This is a genomic window from Pelosinus fermentans JBW45, from assembly GCF_000271665.2.
GTDB lineage: Bacteria > Bacillota > Negativicutes > DSM-13327 > DSM-13327 > Pelosinus > Pelosinus baikalensis.
Genome location: NZ_CP010978.1, coordinates 3,050,395 through 3,069,799, shown reverse-complemented (window position 1 = coordinate 3,069,799; position 19,405 = coordinate 3,050,395). Strand labels below are relative to the sequence as shown.

Annotated in this window: 17 protein-coding genes and 5 tRNA genes; 21 read left to right on the top strand and 1 reads right to left on the bottom strand. The window is 38.4% G+C overall.

Annotated elements, in window-relative coordinates; translation table 11 throughout:
- Positions 1–46 precede the first annotated feature (46 nt).
- The 8 genes from JBW_RS13555 to JBW_RS13520 all read left to right on the top strand — a co-directional run bounded on the left by JBW_RS13555 (position 47) and on the right by JBW_RS13520 (position 3,349).
- Positions 47–709 carry a hypothetical protein gene (locus tag JBW_RS13555; RefSeq protein ID WP_007955460.1) on the top strand — a complete coding sequence of 221 codons (663 nt, stop codon included), beginning with the start codon at positions 47–49 and terminating at the stop codon, positions 707–709.
- Between the two features lie 64 nt (positions 710–773).
- Positions 774–1,136: a response regulator gene (locus JBW_RS13550; protein WP_007955459.1), complete on the top strand. Its 363-nt coding sequence runs from the start codon at positions 774–776 to the stop codon at positions 1,134–1,136.
- A gap of 166 nt (positions 1,137–1,302) precedes the next feature.
- A tRNA-Asp gene (locus tag JBW_RS13545) sits at positions 1,303–1,378 on the top strand.
- A 13-nt stretch (positions 1,379–1,391) separates the two neighbouring features.
- Positions 1,392–1,467: transfer RNA gene (locus tag JBW_RS13540), tRNA-Phe, on the top strand.
- Positions 1,468–1,474: 7 nt separating this feature from the next.
- Positions 1,475–1,549: transfer RNA gene (locus tag JBW_RS13535), tRNA-Gly, on the top strand.
- A 5-nt stretch (positions 1,550–1,554) separates the two neighbouring features.
- Positions 1,555–1,628: transfer RNA gene (locus JBW_RS13530), tRNA-Cys, on the top strand.
- Between the two features lie 48 nt (positions 1,629–1,676).
- Positions 1,677–1,765 (top strand) — tRNA-Leu (locus JBW_RS13525).
- Positions 1,766–2,050: 285 nt separating this feature from the next.
- A complete protein-coding gene (locus JBW_RS13520; protein ID WP_071882491.1) occupies positions 2,051–3,349 on the top strand; it encodes a hemolysin family protein in 1,299 nt (432 codons plus the stop codon).
- Between the two features lie 19 nt (positions 3,350–3,368).
- Here the strand turns inward: JBW_RS13520 and JBW_RS13515 are convergent, their stop codons facing one another.
- Positions 3,369–4,274: a LysR family transcriptional regulator gene (locus JBW_RS13515; protein WP_007955457.1), complete on the bottom strand. Its 906-nt coding sequence runs from the start codon at positions 4,272–4,274 to the stop codon at positions 3,369–3,371.
- Between the two features lie 166 nt (positions 4,275–4,440).
- Here JBW_RS13515 and JBW_RS13510 point away from each other — a divergent pair, with 166 nt between their 5' ends.
- From JBW_RS13510 to JBW_RS13455, 13 genes are all read left to right on the top strand, one after another.
- Entirely contained in the window at positions 4,441–5,718 is a 1,278-nt protein-coding gene (locus JBW_RS13510) for an amino acid permease (protein WP_007955456.1), read from the top strand.
- Positions 5,719–5,853: 135 nt separating this feature from the next.
- On the top strand, positions 5,854–6,288 hold the full coding sequence (locus JBW_RS13505) for a PaaI family thioesterase (protein ID WP_007955455.1): 435 nt from the start codon (positions 5,854–5,856) through the stop codon (positions 6,286–6,288).
- Positions 6,289–6,350: 62 nt separating this feature from the next.
- The gene (locus JBW_RS26045; protein ID WP_268747862.1) at positions 6,351–6,479 is read left to right on the top strand and encodes a hypothetical protein; all 129 of its coding nucleotides are present in this window, start codon (positions 6,351–6,353) and stop codon (positions 6,477–6,479) included.
- Between the two features lie 83 nt (positions 6,480–6,562).
- Complete coding sequence (locus tag JBW_RS13500; protein WP_235333780.1) at positions 6,563–6,901, top strand: metal-dependent hydrolase; 339 nt, start codon at positions 6,563–6,565, stop codon at positions 6,899–6,901.
- 398 nt (positions 6,902–7,299) lie between these two features.
- Positions 7,300–10,224, top strand: coding sequence for an insulinase family protein (locus tag JBW_RS13495; RefSeq protein ID WP_007955448.1), 2,925 nt, complete (start codon positions 7,300–7,302; stop codon positions 10,222–10,224).
- A 327-nt stretch (positions 10,225–10,551) separates the two neighbouring features.
- A complete protein-coding gene (locus JBW_RS13490) occupies positions 10,552–11,898 on the top strand; it encodes a DNA recombination protein RmuC (protein ID WP_007955445.1) in 1,347 nt (448 codons plus the stop codon).
- A gap of 347 nt (positions 11,899–12,245) precedes the next feature.
- Positions 12,246–13,286: a zinc-binding dehydrogenase gene (locus JBW_RS13485; RefSeq protein ID WP_007955433.1), complete on the top strand. Its 1,041-nt coding sequence runs from the start codon at positions 12,246–12,248 to the stop codon at positions 13,284–13,286.
- A 2-nt stretch (positions 13,287–13,288) separates the two neighbouring features.
- Entirely contained in the window at positions 13,289–14,308 is a 1,020-nt protein-coding gene (locus JBW_RS13480) for a hypothetical protein (RefSeq protein WP_235333779.1), read from the top strand.
- Between the two features lie 23 nt (positions 14,309–14,331).
- Positions 14,332–15,807 carry a sigma-54 interaction domain-containing protein gene (locus tag JBW_RS13475; RefSeq protein ID WP_007935346.1) on the top strand — a complete coding sequence of 492 codons (1,476 nt, stop codon included), beginning with the start codon at positions 14,332–14,334 and terminating at the stop codon, positions 15,805–15,807.
- Complete coding sequence (locus tag JBW_RS13470) at positions 15,794–17,356, top strand: lysine 5,6-aminomutase subunit alpha (RefSeq protein WP_007955428.1); 1,563 nt, start codon at positions 15,794–15,796, stop codon at positions 17,354–17,356. Before JBW_RS13475 ends, JBW_RS13470 begins: the two co-directional genes overlap by 14 nt.
- A complete protein-coding gene (locus tag JBW_RS13465) occupies positions 17,349–18,113 on the top strand; it encodes an OAM dimerization domain-containing protein (protein ID WP_007935344.1) in 765 nt (254 codons plus the stop codon). The genes JBW_RS13470 and JBW_RS13465 overlap by 8 nt, the downstream gene beginning before the upstream one ends.
- 35 nt (positions 18,114–18,148) lie before the next feature.
- Entirely contained in the window at positions 18,149–18,538 is a 390-nt protein-coding gene (locus JBW_RS13460; protein ID WP_007955423.1) for a hotdog fold domain-containing protein, read from the top strand.
- Between the two features lies 1 nt (position 18,539).
- Positions 18,540–19,355 carry a 3-keto-5-aminohexanoate cleavage protein gene (locus JBW_RS13455; RefSeq protein ID WP_007955421.1) on the top strand — a complete coding sequence of 272 codons (816 nt, stop codon included), beginning with the start codon at positions 18,540–18,542 and terminating at the stop codon, positions 19,353–19,355.
- The last annotated feature ends 50 nt before the right edge of the window (positions 19,356–19,405 follow it).

Below are 19,405 nucleotides of genomic sequence, written 5' to 3'. Positions count from 1 at the left end.
ATACAGAATATGTAAGAGTAGTCCAGAGTGAAAGGTATTGTTATATATGGAAAAAATCATAGCAGAAGTAGACGAATGGGAATTATTAAAGAAATTACCGAAGGAGTTTGGAAAATTTACACTATTAATTGAGTTGGAGAAACGTGATACACAGTATTGTATATTTATGTATCAAAATAAAGGAGAACATAAAAGCTTTTCCGTATTATATGATCAAGCGACAAAAGAATATTTTGCTCGTGTAGTGATCGGTCTAATTGAATATTTTGATGTAAATTTTATTGTTGGAGATATACAACAACTAGAAAAATTATTAATTCAGCGACTAGAAGGCGTCTTATCCCAATTAAATTTTTTCACTAGAGAAAATGTAGAGAGTATCGTTCATGAAAAGAAAATAATGGATTGGTCGTACAAAGAAGACTTGCCTCAGACTTTACTCGGATTTGAGTTATTTATAAAACCAGATGAGCCTGTAAAAGTGATTAATGGCTCCTATATCATCGTTGATTATAGCGATTTTGACTTGGAAAGTAATCTAACTATTTATTACAACGTATTTAGAGATGAATTTTTTGGAGAGACGCGTATAAAGGGAACCCCAATCATATTAGCTATTTTTGATACAAAAGATTTAGCTGACTTACAAAAACTTGTTGCAAGTCATTTGGCAACGGAATTGGAAAAGATAAGAATACAATTAAATTAAGATGGAGTTATGTAAAGAAAAAACTAGATATGATAGTTGTTAATTGTAGGAGGTTTGAATTTAAGTGGCAAGAATATTAGTCTGTGATGATTCTGCTTTTATGCGCATGATGCTAAAAAAAGTATTGATTGATAATGGTCATGAGATAGTTGGTGAAGCTGGGGATGGCATGGAAGCGGTGCAACTTTATCGGCATCATAAACCTGATCTAATAACGATGGATATTACCATGCCTAAAATGGATGGAATAGAAGCAGTCAAACATATTTTTGAGGAAAATCCTTTGGTTAGAATTGTAATGGTCACTGCGCTTGGGCAAAGATCGATTATTACGGATGCGATTAATGCCGGTGCATCAGATTTCATTGTAAAGCCTTTTGATAATACTCAAGTCATTGAAACAATTAAGAAAGTTTTAGGGCAATAAGAAAATCTAATTTACGAAAGTACTTGACAATAAAAGGTTATGTGCTATAATAATATCTGTGGCTAAGGAATGTAGCTGGTAGAAAATGAAATCCATGTGGCATTCCAAAAAAAACAGTTGACACATCAGATGTAATATAGTACAATAGTCATTGTGACTATACAGTGGCCCAGTAGTTTAGCGGTTAGAATGCCGCCCTGTCACGGCGGAGGTCGTCGGTTCAAATCCGATCTGGGTCGCCATTCAATTTTAAATGCCTCGGTAGCTCAGTCGGTAGAGCAGAGGACTGAAAATCCTCGTGTCGACAGTTCGATTCTGTCCTGAGGCACCATTTAAATGCGGGAATAGCTCAGCGGTAGAGCATCGCCTTGCCAAGGCGAGGGTCGCGAGTTCGAATCTCGTTTCCCGCTCCATTAAAGGCGGCATAGCCAAGTGGTAAGGCAGAGGTCTGCAAAACCTTTATCCCCAGTTCAAATCTGGGTGCCGCCTCCAACTCAAAGTTTTATATACTGCCTTAAACAGTTTGGCATATTGATTTATGCCGGGGTGGCGGAACTGGCAGACGCAACGGACTTAAAATCCGTCGGAGAGAAATCTCCGTACCGGTTCGATTCCGGTCCTCGGCACCACGTAAATTAGAACTTCGTATTTATGCGAAGTTTTTTTTGTATTTCAACGATGTTAAAAGATTGTGATATTTAATATCGTTTTAAAGGGAAAAAATACGTAATATAAGAAGATACATAGAGGGTTTCTAAGAAAATTAGATATATTGCTCTAATGGAGTGTAGTATTAATCAAATAGAGGCTAGATCTATTTTAAATAATTTAAAAAATGTGGTATAATGTTACAATATATATAATAGAGGAGGTGTCCTATTTCCCCAATGGATGAGGGATAATAGGGATATTTATTGGACCCTGCGTCTATACTTTTTAATACAATTTTAGTTTTAGGTTTGGTTATGCTAAATGGATTCTTTGTTGCAGCAGAATTTGCTATGGTTAAGGTTCGAAGCACTCGGATAGAAACGTTGATCTCAGAGGGAAATGTTAGAGCGAAATTTGCACAGCGATTAACCAAAAATTTGGATGCTTATTTGTCAGCATGTCAGCTAGGGATTACTTTAGCTTCTCTTGGGTTAGGTTGGGTAGGTGAACCGGCAGTTGCCAGCATAATTGCCCCACTGCTTTTGGCATTTGGTTTATCGCAAGAAATCATTGCAACCATTTCTTTTGTGATTGCCTTTTCTGTGATTACTTCCCTGCATATTATTTTGGGAGAATTGGCACCGAAATCAATGGCAATTCAAAAGGCAGAGCAAGTTACCATGTGGGCAGCACCACCTTTAATTGCCTTTTATAAGATCATGTATCCTTTTATTTGGTTTATGAATGGAACGGCTAATCAGTTTCTAAAATTATTAGGTGTTGAACCTGCGACAGATAGTGAATCTGCCCATACAGAAGGAGAAATACGTATCCTTATGGAAGAGAGTCACAGGCAAGGTTTTATAAATCAGACGGAATTAACCCTAATGGATAAGATATTTGACTTTGCAGAAAGACATGCTCGTGAGGTAATGATTCCACGTACAGATATGATATGCTTGGATATCAAGAAGTCGTATGAGGATAACCTAGAAGTTGCTATACAGGAAGGGAAAACACGATATCCTGTATGTGATTCCAATAAAGATAATATTATTGGTTTTATTCATATTAAAGATCTTTTATCGCCACTTGCACTAGCTGCTAAGCCTGATTTGGAAAGTATTAAGAGAAATGTGCTCGCTGTACCTGAATCTATGCAGATTAGTTCTGTTTTAAAACTTCTGCAGAAAAATAAGGCACAGATAGCAATTGCTATAGATGAATATGGTGGAACTGCTGGACTCGTTACCGTAAAAGACATTCTGGAAGAAATCGTAGGGGAAATGCATGATGAGTTTGATGATGAGCGTCCCCTAATTGAAACTCATGAGAAAGATGCTCACTTAGTAGATGGACGTATTCTCATAGAGGAATTTAATGACTTTTTTGATTTACAGCTTCCAACAGAAGATGTAGATACTCTTGGTGGCTGGATTTGTGCAAGAACGGAGTTGCCCCTTGAGGTAAATCGAAAGATTTCTTATGAAGGATATGACTTTATTATTACGGAAGCTGATTTTATGCGCGTAAATAGAGTTTTGATTCAAAAAGTATCATGATGCTAAAAACCCTCGCAGATTATGCGAGGGTTTTAGTTTTATGGCTGAATATTTCAATTGCTAAGTTGAAAAAAGCAGAAAGGGCTGGTGATAGCCATTTGTCTTTATGATAGCCAACTTGTGCGTAAATATTGAAGTCAGGTCCAACCCAATTTAAGTTTACTAATTGACCAGATGTGATTTCTGTAGATACAGCAATCATTGGCAATAATGTAATTCCAAGACCACTGATAGCACATTGTTTCATAGCACTTACGCTACTAAATTCTAGTATAGAAGCTGGGTATGCACCGGCGGCAGCTAAGATGCTTTCTAATACTACCCGATAGCTACAGCCATTTTCACTTAAAATTAAAGTTTCGCCATGCAGGTCAGAAGGGGTTATTGTACCTTTTTGGATAAGAGGATGATCAGCGCTAGCGGCAATAACCATGGGGTCTCGAAAAAGAGTATGGGTGATTAGTTCAGGATGATGACTTTCTTGCTGCAAAAAGAAAGCAATATCAATGGTATGAGTCCGCAGCCAATAAGCAAAATCACTACAAGTACCGGTTTTAAGTGCTATTTTTACCTCCGGGTAGCGTTTGCGATATTCTTGTAATAATAAAGGTAAACGGTGAACACATAAAGATTCAGGTGCACCAATCGTAATAGAACCTTTTGGGGTAGCTGAACCGGTAACAGCCTCCTTAGCCACCATAGAAAGATGCAAAATTTGTTTTGCATACATTAAAAAACATGCTCCTTCGCTGGTCAAAACGATGGATTTTCCTAATCGTTCAAATAGTTTAGCATTCAGTTCTTGTTCTAACTGTTGTATTTGAGTAGTAATGCTAGACTGAGCATAGCCTAGTATATTAGCAGCACGGGTAAAACTTAAGGTATTAGCAACTGTACAGAAGGCTTGTAGCTGCCGAAATTCCATAATCGTAAATTCTCCTATCTGATTTCTTGATATACTGCATCTAAACTATCAATTGTACCAATGTGTATATACCATGATAAGATACTTTGTAGACAATGTCTACGAAATTGCGAAATTTTTTAATCGTAAAGATTAAATATATTAAATGATGGGAGGCATGATAGATATGAATGACCCAAAAGGAAGCTTTAAGGCGTCTATATCTTGGATGCAGGGTTCGGCACTTACCATTGGGGCAGTATTAGGATCAGGTGTATTGATTTTGCCTGTAGCGACGGCTCAGCTGGCTGGTCCGGCGGCAATGGTTAGTTGGGTTTTGATGGGGCTATTATCCATACCCTTAGCTATTACACTTGGCCGTTTGGCCTCGGAGCAGCCTGATGCGGGTGGTATTGCCGCATACGCTAGGAGAGCATTTGGAGATAAAGCCGGAGCGGTAACAGGGACATTATTTTTGGGGACAGTACCTATAGGAGGGCCTATCTGTGCTTTGATAGGAGCTAATTATATTAGTGCTCTATTTTCGCTAAATTCTTATCAAGTTGTGATTGTCGCGGCAGCCATGTTAATTATGGCGGTGATATTTAACTATCGAGGGATTCAATTATCCGGAAGGGTACAGATAGCAGTCATCGGCAGTGTGGCCGTAGTGCTGTTGGCGGCGGTATTTTCAGCCTTGCCTTATGTTGAAGAAAAAGCTTTTTTCCCCTTTGCGCCGAATGGTATAGCACCCATAGGTGTATCAATGGCAATGTTATTTTGGGCTTTCGTTGGTTGGGAGATGATTGTGCATTTGGCAGAGGAGTTTGAAGATCCCATCCGTGACATTCCTTTAAGCTTAATGATTTCCATTATTATTATTAATATCATGTATCTCTCTGTTGTGTTTGTTACGATAGGTACTGGGGCATATATAGGTCCAGACAACTCTATTGCTTTAGCGGGTATGATTGGTAGGGGATGGGGACATTGGGCTGGTGCTGTTACTGGTATATTAGGATTTTTGACCTGTTATGGCACGATTCATACTTATGTAGCTGGTTTCTCTCGCCTTGTATACGCGCAATCCCGCCAGGGAGATTTTCCTGAATACTTTAGCTCTTTGCATGAAGAGTTTCATACCCCGCATCGTGTATTACTCGTGTTATTACCAGTTTTTATGGTCGTATTATGGCTGAGTTTCTGGTTTAATATTAACATTGGAATCTTAATTCAATTTCCGGGTACTATATTCATATCCTTATATATTATCGGTATGGCAGCAGCAGTGAAATTATTACCATCCCAAGGATGGGGCCGGTATTTTGCAGCATTGTCTCTTATTATGTGTATGATCATCTATTGTTTTACTGGATGGATCGGGTTATATCCTTTTGCCTTAGGTGCTTTTGGGTGGTTTGTCCAATCCCTTCGCAAAAGATCCTTACGTGCAAGTGAGCTATAAAAGAAGGAAAGTTATAGGTTTATAGAGAATTTCTACAATAGGTATAGGATTGCGTATTGCCTGATAATTATATATGGTGGGATACAATTAGCGAAGATGCAATAGAAATTGGAGTAATGTTAGGAGCCAATAAATATGAAAAATACTACAGAGTGGTTAAAGGAGAACCTTGTTACCATTTATGATGAAAACCCGTATATCAAGTTATTGGATATTTCCATTATACATGTGGAAGAAGGTAAGGTAGAACTCTGTATGCCTATACTTGCTGGTAAACATACAAACCTGTATAATATCGCTCATGGTGGTGCCTTAGCTTCCTTGGCTGATTCAGCTATGGGAATCGCATGTGCGACTACCGGGAAAAAAGTGGTGACCCTTGAAATGAATATGAATTTTATTAAAGGAGCAGCAACTCAAGCCGCTATAAAAGCCATAGGAAAAGTCATTCATAATGGGAAAAATACAATGGTAGCAGAAAGTGAGATCGTAGATAACCAGAATCAACTGCTGGCAAAAACCCGAGGCACATTCTTCGTTACAGGAATGTTTGAAGAAAATAAAAAATAAATCATAAGCGCCTGGCCACGTTGTGGCAGGCGCTTTATAAATGACGATTATGTAGTTGGAAGATGGCGAATGCTGATGTTGCTGCCAAGAACATCCAAATCTTCTATCTTATCCATCGTGTTCCCTCCCAGTGGTTCGTCGAAAAAGTTTTGAAATTCTCTTTACAAGAACGAATGTTTGCTTTACTATAAAAATACAAACGAATGTTCGTAATTGTTTTTTTGAAAAATTACACGAAACGATACAGCATAAGTCATAGTACACAACGAAATAGGTGATTATTTTCAATTGGGCAATACATATTATTATAGGACTCTTTTTTAGTCTAGAATTTGCGGTACAACCAATGGATATTTTATTTATAGTGATTGGCAGTATACTGCCGGATATTGACCACCACCGATCGATGCTTGGCCGATTAAATATTTTTGTAGGTTTTATGAGTCATAGGGGGTTTTGTCATACATTGTTAGGATGTGCTGTCTTATCAATTCCTTTTTTATGTATAAAAGGGGCTGCGCCTTTTGTATTCTTAGGAGGAATTTCTCATTTGTTTGGAGATGCGCTGCAATCTATATTTGGTTCAAAAATATTTAAGATTAAAGGTTGGTAATTTAAATAAATTTTTATTGTGGAAATAGGATATTATAAATAAGTAGGATTCCGAGAGATAATCCAGAGAGAAGAAATAAACTTGCTTTTTTAGTTCGGGAAATTCTAAAATTATAGATTGCCACCCAAATGAGAGTAACAGATAGCAATAAGCCACCTAACATGGAAGAGTAATAAATTAAATTTTCCAATTTGAACATCCTTTCAAGCTCTAAAATATCATGGACATATAGTATATTTTCTCATTTTACTCTGCTAGCGTCAATCTTTTAATCCATTTAGCATATAGTATTGACGTGGAATCTTGAATCGTGCTCTAAAAAGCCCATATTGCAGGACGTTGTTCCTACAATAGCGAATATGGTATAAGAATGAAATTTTTTGAAAAGAGGTAATGGAATGGATTTAATAAAAGGCAGTTTATATCATGGGTTTCGTTTGGAAGAGGAAGAAAAAATTGATGAAATAAGTTCGCTTGCCAGGAGATTCTATCATGAAAAAAGCGGCGCGCGATTGTTATATTTACAAAATGATGATGATAACAAAGTTTTCTCCGTTACCTTTCGCACACCTCCGGAAGATAGTACAGGAGTTGCTCATATTGTTGAGCATTCTGTATTGTGCGGCTCTCGTAAATTCCCAATGAAGGAACCTTTTGTGGAATTAGTAAAAGGTTCTTTGAATACCTATCTAAATGCCATGACATTTCCTGATAAGACCATGTATCCCGTGGCAAGTCGTAATGTTAAGGATTTTCGTAATTTAATGGACGTATATTTGGATGCAGTTTTTTATCCGAATATATATAATTCTCTAGAGACGTTAATGCAGGAAGGCTGGCATTATGAATTGGAGAATCCAGTAGATGAAATCACTTATAAAGGCGTAGTTTACAATGAAATGAAGGGTGTCTTTTCTTCGCCTGATGCGATATTGGAAAAGAAAAATTTTGAATCTTTGTTTCCTGATACGGCCTATGGTGTAGAATCAGGTGGTGATCCTGAGTTTATTCCAGAGCTGACGCAAGAAAAATTTATAGATTTTCATAAGAAATATTACCATCCCTCCAATGGATATATCTTCTTATATGGAGATTTAGATATACTTGATAATTTGAAGTTTTTAGATGAAGCATATTTAAGTAATTTTGAAAAAATTGATGTGAATTCTCAAATTGCTTTGCAGCCTGCATTTAAAGAAAAAGTAGAAAATGTTTTTGAGTATTCGATCGCTCCTAGTGAAAATATAGAAGATAAAACGTTTTTAAGCAGAAATTTCGTATTGGGGAAAGCGACTAATTCTGAGATTTGTCTAGCTTTTCAAATCTTAGAGTATTTACTCCTGGAAACTCCAGCTGCACCTTTGCGAAATGCCTTAATCGAAGCGGAAATTGGTAAAGATGTAGTAGGGACTTTTGTGAAAAGCATACTACAGCCTACCTTCGGGATTGTTATTACGGGTGCCAATGAAAATGAAAAAGCAAAGTTTATTCAAGTTGTAGATGAAGAGCTGGAAAGACTGGTAAGAGAGGGGATTGATAAAGAATTAATTGAAGCATGCATTAACATTTTTGAATTTACGTTACGGGAAGCAAATTATGGTACTCGTCCTAAAGGACTTGTCTATAATATTAAATGTATGGATAGCTGGTTGTATGACGCAAGTCCTTTCATTCATTTAGGGTATGAAGATGATTTAGTAAAAATAAAAGCAGCACTAAAAACCAATTACTTTGAGCAGTTGATCGAGCAGCATTTGCTCAATAATAATCATCAAGCTTTGGTTATCTTAAAACCGAAGCATGGTCTAGCAGAAGAAAAAGATGAAGAACTACGCAAATACCTGGCTGAATATAAAGCATCTCTGTCTGATATTGAAATTAATGAGCTGGTAGAACAAACCCAGCGTTTAAAAACATTGCAAGAAACAGCGGATTCGCCAGAAGCCTTAGCGACCATTCCTCTACTCACTCGGCAAGATATAGAAGTAAAATCAGAAGAATTGATAGTAGTGGAGAAACAAGAATTAGGAGTACCTGTTTTGCTTCACCCACTTCGCACTAATGCCATTGCTTATGTGAATATGTATTTTGATACATGCTTGGTACCTCAACAATATTTACCGTATATGTACTTATTGTCAGAGATATTAGGAAAGGTTTCAACAAAACAATATGAATACTCCGCGCTATCCAATGAAATTAACAAGAATACAGGAGGTATTGTTTTTGATGTAGCAGTCTTCACAGAAAATGCTAATGATTCAAAATACTTACCGAAGTTTATAATCAAAGGCAAATCCTTGGTGGAGAAGCTGCCTCAATTATTAAGACTAACAGAGCAGATCATTGCCCATAGCCGCTTTGACAACAGTAAACGAATGAAGGAACTGATTCAAGAAATAAAATCCAATTGGGATATGAATTTGTTTCGCCGCGGGCAGCAGCTGGCGACGAATCGTGTATTATCCTATTTCTCTCCAATTGCACAGTATAATGAAGTAGGAATGTTAGCCTTTTATGATTTTGTAGCTGCCTTAGAAAAAGACTTTGCTTCAAAGTCAGAAGAAGTCTATAAGAATCTTGAAACAGTAGCTGGTTTTATTTTTAATAAAGAAAATTTGTTGGTAAGCGTAACTGTAGAAGAAGAGAATTATAGTGAATTTCAAAAAGCATTTTCCGAATTTCACTCTTGCTTAGCATCAACTACAGAAAAACCTGCTGTATATCATTTTGAAAATAGTCATTACAATGAAGGACTCATGACGTCTGGCAAAGTGCAGTATGTGGTTAAAGGAGCAAATTTCCGTAAGTTAGGGTATTCCTATCATGGAAGCTTAAAAGTGCTGGAAACCATTTTGCGTTATGATTACTTGTGGACGCGGGTACGTGTTCAAGGGGGAGCTTATGGCGGTTTTGCAAGATTAGAACGTAATGGAAATATGGTGCTTGGCTCGTATCGGGATCCAAATTTAAAAGAGACGTTAACTGTATATGATGAGACTGCAAATTATTTGCGTAATTTTTCTGTTGATCAAAGAGAGATGACCAAGTATGTGATTGGCACCATGAGCCAGTTGGATACGCCTTTGACTCCATCGCAAAAAGGGGAGAGAGCAACTAATAATTATATTCGGAATATTTCTCAGGCTATGATTCAGCAAGAAAGAGATGAAATCTTAGCAACGGGGCAAGAAGATATTTCTAAATTAGCTGATTTGATGGAGGATGCCATGAAACAAAATCACCTGTGTGTCTTAGGAAATGAGCAGAAAATCAAAGATAATAGTAATCTATTTCAGCATGTAACGAATATCTTAAAGTAAAGATAGTGATAGAAGTGCAGGAAGAGAAGTGGAGGGAAAGCCGTGCATAAAAAATAAGAGGGTGGTTTGACCACCCTCTTATTTTTACTTGTTTTTATTTTCCTTCTTATCCTTAGGGCAAATTTCTTTGGCAAATTCTGTAGAAACCTTTTGCGATTTGTTTTTATTTTCTTTGCATTCGTTTTGACGTTTTTCCATACTATCACCTCCCCGCCTATAGCTTACCCAAGAAGTTTATTTAGAAAACGGGTTCTTAAAATATTTTTCCCTGAATCGAATTTTATATGATGTTCTTAGTAAAATAATAAAATAGTTGGAGGATTTATTTTGTCAACAGTGATGATAGTATTAATATTTGGCCTTAATGGAATTATTATTTTTCTTCTAATTACAGTACTGCTTCGACTTGGAAAGAATCAGCAGCAGGAGCTTGCTGCTCATCTGATAGGCATAGAAAAGGCAATCGAAAGAGTAGAACGAATTGTAAATGATGAAATGGCTAAGAACCGAGGAGAAAATAATCTTGTCGCCAGAGCATTGCGAGAAGAAGTAGCGAATACACTTAGTAAGTTAAATGAATCAATTTTGAAACGGATGAATGAAAATACTACCGTGCAATTAACGCAATTAGAGACATTCTCTCAGCAATTACAGGGACTGACTCAAATGAATGAACAAAAGTTAGAGCGTATGCGTGAAACGGTAGAAAAACAATTGCGGGTGCTTCGTGAAGAGAATGGCAGCAAACTTGAAGAGATGAGAAAAACGGTGGATGAGAAATTAAATCAGACGTTAGAAAAGCGTTTGGGAGAGAGTTTTAAGTTGGTTAGCGAAAGGTTAGAAATGGTACATAGAGGGCTAGGTGAAATGCAGACTCTGGCCTCTGGCGTTGGTGATCTAAAAAGAGTATTATCCAATGTCAAAACTCGTGGTATATGGGGCGAAATTCAATTAGAGAATTTATTAGAGCAAATTCTAACCATTGAACAGTATGCTAAAAACGTTGCAACGAAGCCAGGAAGCAATGATAGAGTAGAATTTGCGATTAAACTTCCTGGTCGTGATACAGAGGAAAGCATTGTCTGGCTGCCAATTGATGCGAAATTTCCCCAAGAAGATTATCAACGATTATTAGAGGCTCAAGATCAAGCCAATGCTGTCTTAGCAGAAGAAGCAGCCAAGGCTTTAGAAAATCGAATTAAAAGCGAAGCGAAAGATATTGCACATAAATACGTCTGTGTTCCCCATACTACAGAGTTTGCAATTTTATTTTTGCCAATTGAAGGATTATATGCTGAAGTGTTGCGGCGTCCAGGGCTGTGTGATACTATTATGCGAAATTACAAGGTAATCATTGCAGGCCCTACGACCCTATCTGCGTTGCTTAATAGCTTGCAAATGGGTTTTAGAACGCTTGCAGTTGAAAAACGCAGTTCAGAAGTCTGGTCACTGCTTAGTGTTGTAAAAACCGAATTTGGTAAATTTGGCGATTTATTAGATAAAACCCATAAAAAACTGCAAGAGGCTAGTAACTCCATTGATGTAGCTGCCAGAAAGTCTCGCACTATAGAAAGGAAGCTTAAAAATGTACAAGAACTTCCTCAAGAGGAAGCAGTAAATATGTTAGATGCAGCAAATGTTGCAGAAATAGCAGCTGCTCAAGAAAAAGAATAAAAATATCTATGATAAGCGCCCAAAATTTGGCAGATTGATGCTGATTTTTGGGCGCTTGGTCTATGCGTATTTCTTACAAAACATTTAAAGTATGCCGAATTTTAGGCATTATTAATTCGTGTAAGAATAGATATAGAGGGAAATCGCGGGGTGAGCAACTGTCTTAGGTTGGAACGTAATTTGCATAGTAGTCTGTTAGAGAAACAATGCTTTGCATTAGTAATTTGATAGTTGGAGGTGAGTTCAATAATCCCTATCTAAAATTTAGCCTGTTTGAGCCTGCTGAGTTAAAAATATTAAAAGAGGATTATATTTCAAAAAATAGAATATATTGGAGGGTAATTAATATGACAAAAATAGGTTGTCCTTACGGTACTCATCGAGTAATAGAGCCTCAAGGTGTTTTGCCTCAGCCTGCATGGAAAATTGATAATACTATGGAAATCTATGATAATGAGCTGCTAATTGAAGTTGATACCTTAAATATTGATGCGGCAAGTTTTACGCAGATCAAAAAAGATGCCCAGAACGATATAGCTGTTATGGAGCGAATGATGCTTGATATTGTGGAAAAGCGGGGAAAACATCATAATCCTATTACTGGCTCTGGTGGAATGCTAATGGGAACGGTAAGTAAAATTGGGCCTGCATGGACAGGGAATGTACCTGTAAAGGTGGGAGATCGAATTGCTACGTTAGTTTCTTTATCATTAACTCCATTAAAAATTCGGAAAATTATAAAAATTCATACTGGAAAAGAGCAGGTTGAAGTTGATGCCCAGGCTATTTTATTCAGCAGCGGTATCTATGCAGTCTTACCTTTAGATATGTCCCCATCCTTAGCCTTGGCTATCTTGGATGTAGCAGGTGCACCAGCACAAACTGCTCATCTAGTACGACCAGGGCAAAATGTACTCATCATTGGCGGCGGTGGCAAATCGGGTATGCTTTGTTTGTATGAGGCGAAGAAGAGAGCAGGAGTAACTGGCAGGGTGATTGGCATAGGTTCAAGTAAAGGCAGTTGTGATAGAATGCGGCATCTAGGCTATGCCGATGAAGTATTGCAAGTAGATGCTACAGATCCGCTGCAAGTAATGAAAGCTGTGTCTGAGGTTACGAACGGTCAGATGGTAGATGTCACAATCAATTGCGTTAATATACCTAATACTGAAATGGCCTCTATTATGGCTACAAAAGATAGAGGAACTGTATATTTCTTTAGCATGGCGACCAGCTTTACAGGTGCTGCTCTCGGGGCTGAAGGCATAGGCAAAGACGTAACTATGTTAGTGGGTAATGGTTATTGCCGAAATCATGCAATTGTTGCCTTAGAAACAGTACGAGAAAGTCCCATTCTCTGGCAAGTATTTCATGAGCTTTATGCTTGAAGATGATGTTAAATTGGAATGAATTTTTAATAGAAACTCCTAAGGCTTTAACGATTATTGGTATGGCGAAAAATGTAGGCAAGACAGTAACTTTGAATTATATGCAAAAAGCTTTATATGCACAAGGCATAGCCTTAGGACTGACATCAATTGGGAGGGATGGAGAAAGCTTTGATGCTTTGACTCATTTAGCGAAACCTTCAATTGTTGTGCAGCCTCAAACAATAGTGGCTACTGCTGAAAAGGTTATTATAGACCCGAACCTATGGGATTATCTCCAGCAAACAGATATTTGCACGCCTCTTGGTAATGTGGTTATTTTGAAAGCAAAGTCTGTGAATCAGGTAGTTTTGGCGGGACCAAGCAAAAATGAAGATGTAAGGCAATTATTACAATGTTTAACTCGCTGGGGAACAAGGTGCACACTAATTGATGGGGCCTTTGACCGGCAAAGTTCTGCTGATCCTTTAGTTAGCAGCCAAGTTGTTTTAGCTACTGGAGCAACCTTAAGCCGTGATGTAGAGGAATTACTTCATATCACGACATGTCGCGTAGAGCAATTAACGATATCAAAATCCAACGATGATTATCTTAAACTATATCATCATTCAAAGGCTAAAGTGCTGGTGATTGGTCATAATCAATGTCAGGAATATTTTGTGAGTACCTCTCTCTTAAGTATTACGCAGTGGCTAACAATATTGGAGGACGATTGTTCTGTTCTTATTATTAAAGGAGCGATGGGAGATGGGTTAGCTCAGGCTTTGCTAAAGAAACAACGGATTCCTATCGTAGTGGTTCAGGATGGTAGTAAAATTTTCATTACAGTTGGTTTATGGCGGCAGCTAAGAGCTCGTAATATACAGGTTCAGGCTGTACAGCCGATTTCTTTATTAGGGGTAACGATAAATCCAACCTATCCAGGAGGCAAAGGAATTGACCCAGGTGTTTTGCTTCAGAAGATGGGCGCAGCATTAGCGCCTATACCTGTAATGGATGTGGTACAAGAGAGAAAATTCTAGTACTCGGTATTGGGGGGAGTAGATTGCTCAATGAATTAGACGGCAGCGATAGCTGTCTTGATTTAGTGTTAGATCGTCTTGATCAGGCAGTACATGTAATCAATTGTGAGGGAATAACAATTTATTACAACCAGACAGCGGCTGAAGTGGAAGGATTGCAGGCTACTGAAGTTATGGGAAAGCATGTTCTTCAGGTATATCCTTCATTGACCCTTGAAACAAGCAGTTTGATGGAGGTATTGGCTACTGGCAAGCCAGTATTGGATCAGCAGCAAACCATCGTAAGCAGGACAGGGCGAATTATTACGATTCATTACTCTACTTTTCCACTATATAGAGAGGGGATATTAGTGGGTGCTTGTGATTTGTCTCGAGATATAACGAAAATTAAAGAGATGTCAGATCGAGTGATGGATCTGCAGGCTGTACTATTAGATAAAAAGTCAACCAACTTCAAAAAAGCAAAGAAGACTGAAATTAGTTTTGCAAAATACACATTTAACGATATTATTGGCAGTCATGACCTAATGGTTAAGCTTAAAGTAGTCAGTCAAAGAGTGGCATCGACTTCTTCTCCTGTGTTGGTAATTGGTGAAACAGGCGCAGGAAAAGAACTGGTAGTACAGTCCATCCATAATGCATCTTCTCGCAAGGACGGACCCTTCGTGGCGCAAAACTGTGCAGCTTTTCCTGCAACGCTGTTAGAAAGTATTTTATTTGGAACGGTAAAAGGAAGTTTTACAGGAGCGGAAGATCGTCCAGGATTGTTTGAGCTCGCTGATAGAGGAACTCTATTTTTAGATGAAATCAATTCTATGCCGATGGAATTGCAAAGTAAACTGCTTAGAGTTCTGCAAGATGGAACCTTACGCCGCTTAGGTGATAATAAGGTAAGAGAGGTAGATACTAGGGTCATTGCCTGTACCAATGTAGATCCCCAAGAAGCAGTACGTAAAAAGGAATTGCGCATTGATTTATATTATCGATTGAATGTGGTAGCGTTACAAGTACCTTCTTTACGAGAACGCAAAAGTGACATTGCTGCCTTGGTAGAACATTTTATTATGGTGTATAATGCGAAAATTGGTCGTTCAGTGCAAAAAATAAGTGAAGAAGTAGATCAGGCATTTTTAAAATACTCTTGGCCAGGAAATGTTAGAGAATTGCAGCATGCCATTGAGCACGCTATGAATATCGTATCCGGTCATATCATTGAAATCGAACATATTCCAGAACATTTGCGCAACTATGATGATGATCATAGTCGTGAAATATATTGTCAATTGAACGGTAAGAGCCTGCCGGAAATATTGGGGACTGTTGAAAGGAGTGCTCTCCTTCACGCTTTAGAAAGAAGTGAAGGAAATATATCAAAAGCAGCATTATCTTTAGGTATTCCTCGTCAAACCATACAGTATAAACTGAAAATATATGGACTGCTTAGAAGGAATAAAAAAGATGACTCCTTGTTAGGAGGGGATTGTATTGAAAAAACTTAATTTGAGCCAGGAGGTTATTGATCGCGGTCGAAAATATGCAAAACAAATTGTAGATCAGGTACAAGAGCATATTGATGCTCACAGTACAGTGGCAGTAGAACGATCTGTTTTAAGATTACTAGGGATTGATGGAGTTGATCAGGCAGGAGTACCATTAGTAAATGGAATCGTTGAAGAATTGCATAATGCAGGTGTATTAGGTAAAGGAGTCATGTATTGGTTCGTGAATGGGATGATTCATACAAAATTATCATCTCAGCAGTTGGCAGAGTGTATAGTAAATAAAACGATTCATTTACTAGAATTACCCAGAACTCCAGAAGGCGAAATTGAAGATGCAGCCTTGCAATTGGCTATCCGTTCCTTAGCGAAAATTAAAGAGCGTCGTCAAGAAAGAGAAGCATGGATTGCAAGTTTAGGCAAGGGACAGGAACCTATGTTATATGTTATTGTGGCTACTGGTAATGTGCATGAGGATGCGATTCAAGCGCAGGCTGCTGCTCGGCAAGGAGCTGACATCATTGCCGTTATTCGCACTACAGGGCAAAGTTTACTAGACTATGTTCCCTATGGACCAACTACCACAGGCTTTGGTGGTACGTATGCGACCCAGGCTAATTTTCAGATTTTACGGCAGGCTTTAGACGAAGTAGGAAAAGAAGTCAATCGTTACATTTATTTGACTAATTATTGCTCAGGGCTTTGTATGCCCGAAATTGCAGTGATGGGGGCATTAGAACGTTTGGATGTGATGCTCAATGACTCCATGTATGGAATTATTTTTCGGGACATTAATATGAAGCGTACTTTTGTAGATCAGTACTTTTCTAGGTTAATCAATGGTTATGCTGGTATTATTATCAACACAGGGGAAGACAATTACTTAACTACAGCAGATGCCATTGAAAGTGGTCATACGGTTTTAGCCTCTGAATTAATAAATGAACAGTTTGCTTTTCGGTGTAATATGACCTCCGAGCAGCTCGGTCTTGGGCATGCTTTTGAAATCGATCCGCAAACCCCTAATGGTTTTATGTATGAATTGGCACAAGCACAATTAGTAAGAGAGGTTTTCCCAAAGAGCCCCATTAAATATATGCCACCGACTAAATATATGACAGGAAATATTTTTAAAGGACATGTGCAAGATACTCTGTTCAATGTTTGTTCCATCATGACAGGGCAGAGTTTGCATCTTTTAGGTATATTAACAGAAGCCATTCATACCCCTCTTATTCATGACCGATTTTTAAGTATTGAGTCTGCTAAATATGTTTTTAATAATTTGCGAGGAATCGCCGATGAAATTTATTTTCGTGAAGGAGGATTTATTCAGCAAAGAGCTCAGGAAGTATTGGAAAAGGCAGTTAACTTATTGGAAGATATTGCTGACATAGGACTGATGCAAGCACTGGCATTAGGCTATTTTGCTGACATCTCGCGAACTTCTGAAGGTGGCAGAGGGTTGCAGGGAGTCATTGTAAAGGAATGCAGTTATCTCAATCCTTTTATTCCTCTCATGTTAAAAGGAGGAAACAGCAATGGTTGATGTAAATCATGTTAAACCTTATGGTGATACCTTAAATGACGGCATGGTGCAGCTGTCCTTCACCCTGCCGATTCCTTTATCAAATGCAGCAAAAGAAGCAGCTAGGCAGTTGACTGCTAGTATGGGACTAGAAGAGGCAGCAGTTGCTCATGCTGAAGGGATTAGCGATACATTTAGTTTTTTCATTGTTTATGGGAAATGCAGTCATGGAGTAAATATTGTTGGGATTACGGTTCCAGAAGTTGCATTAGAGGTATTGTCCAAAAAAGAAATTGATGACTTTATTCGTACTCATCTAAACCGAAAACTCAATGTAGTGGGAGCTTGTATTGAAAGTGATGCTCACACTGTTGGGATTGATGCCATTATGAACATAAAAGGTTTTAATGGACATAAAGGTTTAGAAAGCTATCATGAAATTAATGCTGTAAATATGGGAGCACAAGTGGCTTGTGAGGAAGTTATTCATAAAGTCTATGAAATTCAAGCAGATGCTATTTTAATATCTCAGGTTGTAACGCAAAAAAATATTCATATTACAAATTTGACAAGACTCGTAGATATGCTGGAAGCGGAAGGTTTGCGGGATAAAGTAACTTTAGTAGTGGGGGGACCGCGAATTAGCCATGAATTAGCAAAAGAGTTAGGGTATGACGCTGGCTTTAGTTCCAATACCTATGCAGAGCATGTTGCGTCGTTTCTTGTCCAGGAAGTAAAACGCAAGAATGTGTGGGATAGCAGCAAGGAGACGGGTTGATTTTTAGCTAATAAGAGTCATAAGGAGAGGAGAGCATGGAAGACGTTTTAATACGGGTTCGAATGAGCGAGCATGACACTCATTATGCAGGAGGATTAGTAAATGGGTCCCGAATGTTAGATTTATTTGGTGATGTAGCAACTGAATTATTAATTCGCAGCGATGGTGATGAAGGACTATTTGTTGCATATGACAATGTGGAATTTACAGCCCCTGTTTATGCAGGAGATTTTATCGAGGCGCGGGGCAAGATTATAAAGATTGGTAATACATCACGACGAATGGAATTTATCGCCACAAAAGTTATTTCATTAGATCAGGCTGCTCAATATGAGTCAGCAGCCTCTGTATTAGCCGATCCCGTTGTAGTTTGTATCGCTAGCGGAACTTGTGTGGTTCCTAAAGAAAAGCAAAGGGGGGGATAATTTGGAGCCGCTTATTATTACCGTTGCCCCCGTAGGAGCAGAAGCAACTCGCCAAGACAATCCCAATCTGCCCCTTACCCCTAGAGAAATTGCCAATGAGGCGATACGGTGTGCTGAAAAGGGAGCTTCCATCATTCATCTGCATGTTAGAGATGAGGATGGAAAGGCTACCCAAGCGAAGGACATCTTTCAAGAAACCATTGCACTGATCAAAGAAAAGAGTGACGTAATTATTCAAACCTCCACAGGCGGAGCATCTTGGATGACAGCCGACGAACGATTGCAGCCTATAGAATTAAAGCCTGAGATGGCAACATTGACCACAGGTACAGTTAATTTTGGTGAAGAAATATTTTCTAACCCGATGCCTATGGTTGAACTGTTTGCAAAAGCAATGGTGGCCCAGGGAGTAAAACCTGAAATTGAAGTATTCGAAGTGGGGATGATTTATAATGCGCTGCGTTTAGTGCAAAAGAAAATCTTGCAGTTGCCTCTTCATTTTGATTTTGTAATGGGTGTTCCTGGAGGAATACCAGGGGAAGCAAAACATTTGCTGCATCTAATAGAGTCCATACCTGCAGGGTCTACCTGGACAGTCGCGGGGATTGGACGTAGTGAGTTGTCTCTTGGGACGATGGCGATTGTTATGGGCGGACATGTGCGGGTTGGCTTTGAAGATAATGTGTATTATACAAAAGGTGTATTATCTGATGGTAACTTTCAACTAGTGGAGCGTATAGCAAGGATTGCAAAAGAAATAGGTCGGTCAGTTGCTACTCCCGAACAAGCCAGAAGAATTTTAGGATTAGCCCAGTGAAGCTAATTAAATTAATATAAAGCTTTCATTAAATAAAAGATAGCAGAAGA

What these genes read in the sequence shown, in the direction of transcription:
- JBW_RS13515 (WP_007955457.1), bottom strand. Translation starts at nt 4,274, where the DNA reads ATGGAATTTCGGCAGCTACAAGCCTTCTGTACAGTTGCTAATACCTTA.
- JBW_RS13465 (WP_007935344.1), top strand. Translation starts at nt 17,349, where the DNA reads ATGGTTGATGTAAATCATGTTAAACCTTATGGTGATACCTTAAATGAC.
- JBW_RS13510 (WP_007955456.1), top strand. Translation starts at nt 4,441, where the DNA reads ATGAATGACCCAAAAGGAAGCTTTAAGGCGTCTATATCTTGGATGCAG.
- JBW_RS13485 (WP_007955433.1), top strand. Translation starts at nt 12,246, where the DNA reads ATGACAAAAATAGGTTGTCCTTACGGTACTCATCGAGTAATAGAGCCT.
- JBW_RS13555 (WP_007955460.1), top strand. Translation starts at nt 47, where the DNA reads ATGGAAAAAATCATAGCAGAAGTAGACGAATGGGAATTATTAAAGAAA.
- JBW_RS13480 (WP_235333779.1), top strand. Translation starts at nt 13,289, where the DNA reads ATGATGTTAAATTGGAATGAATTTTTAATAGAAACTCCTAAGGCTTTA.
- JBW_RS13495 (WP_007955448.1), top strand. Translation starts at nt 7,300, where the DNA reads ATGGATTTAATAAAAGGCAGTTTATATCATGGGTTTCGTTTGGAAGAG.
- JBW_RS13505 (WP_007955455.1), top strand. Translation starts at nt 5,854, where the DNA reads ATGAAAAATACTACAGAGTGGTTAAAGGAGAACCTTGTTACCATTTAT.
- JBW_RS26045 (WP_268747862.1), top strand. Translation starts at nt 6,351, where the DNA reads ATGGCGAATGCTGATGTTGCTGCCAAGAACATCCAAATCTTCTATCTT.
- JBW_RS13460 (WP_007955423.1), top strand. Translation starts at nt 18,149, where the DNA reads ATGGAAGACGTTTTAATACGGGTTCGAATGAGCGAGCATGACACTCAT.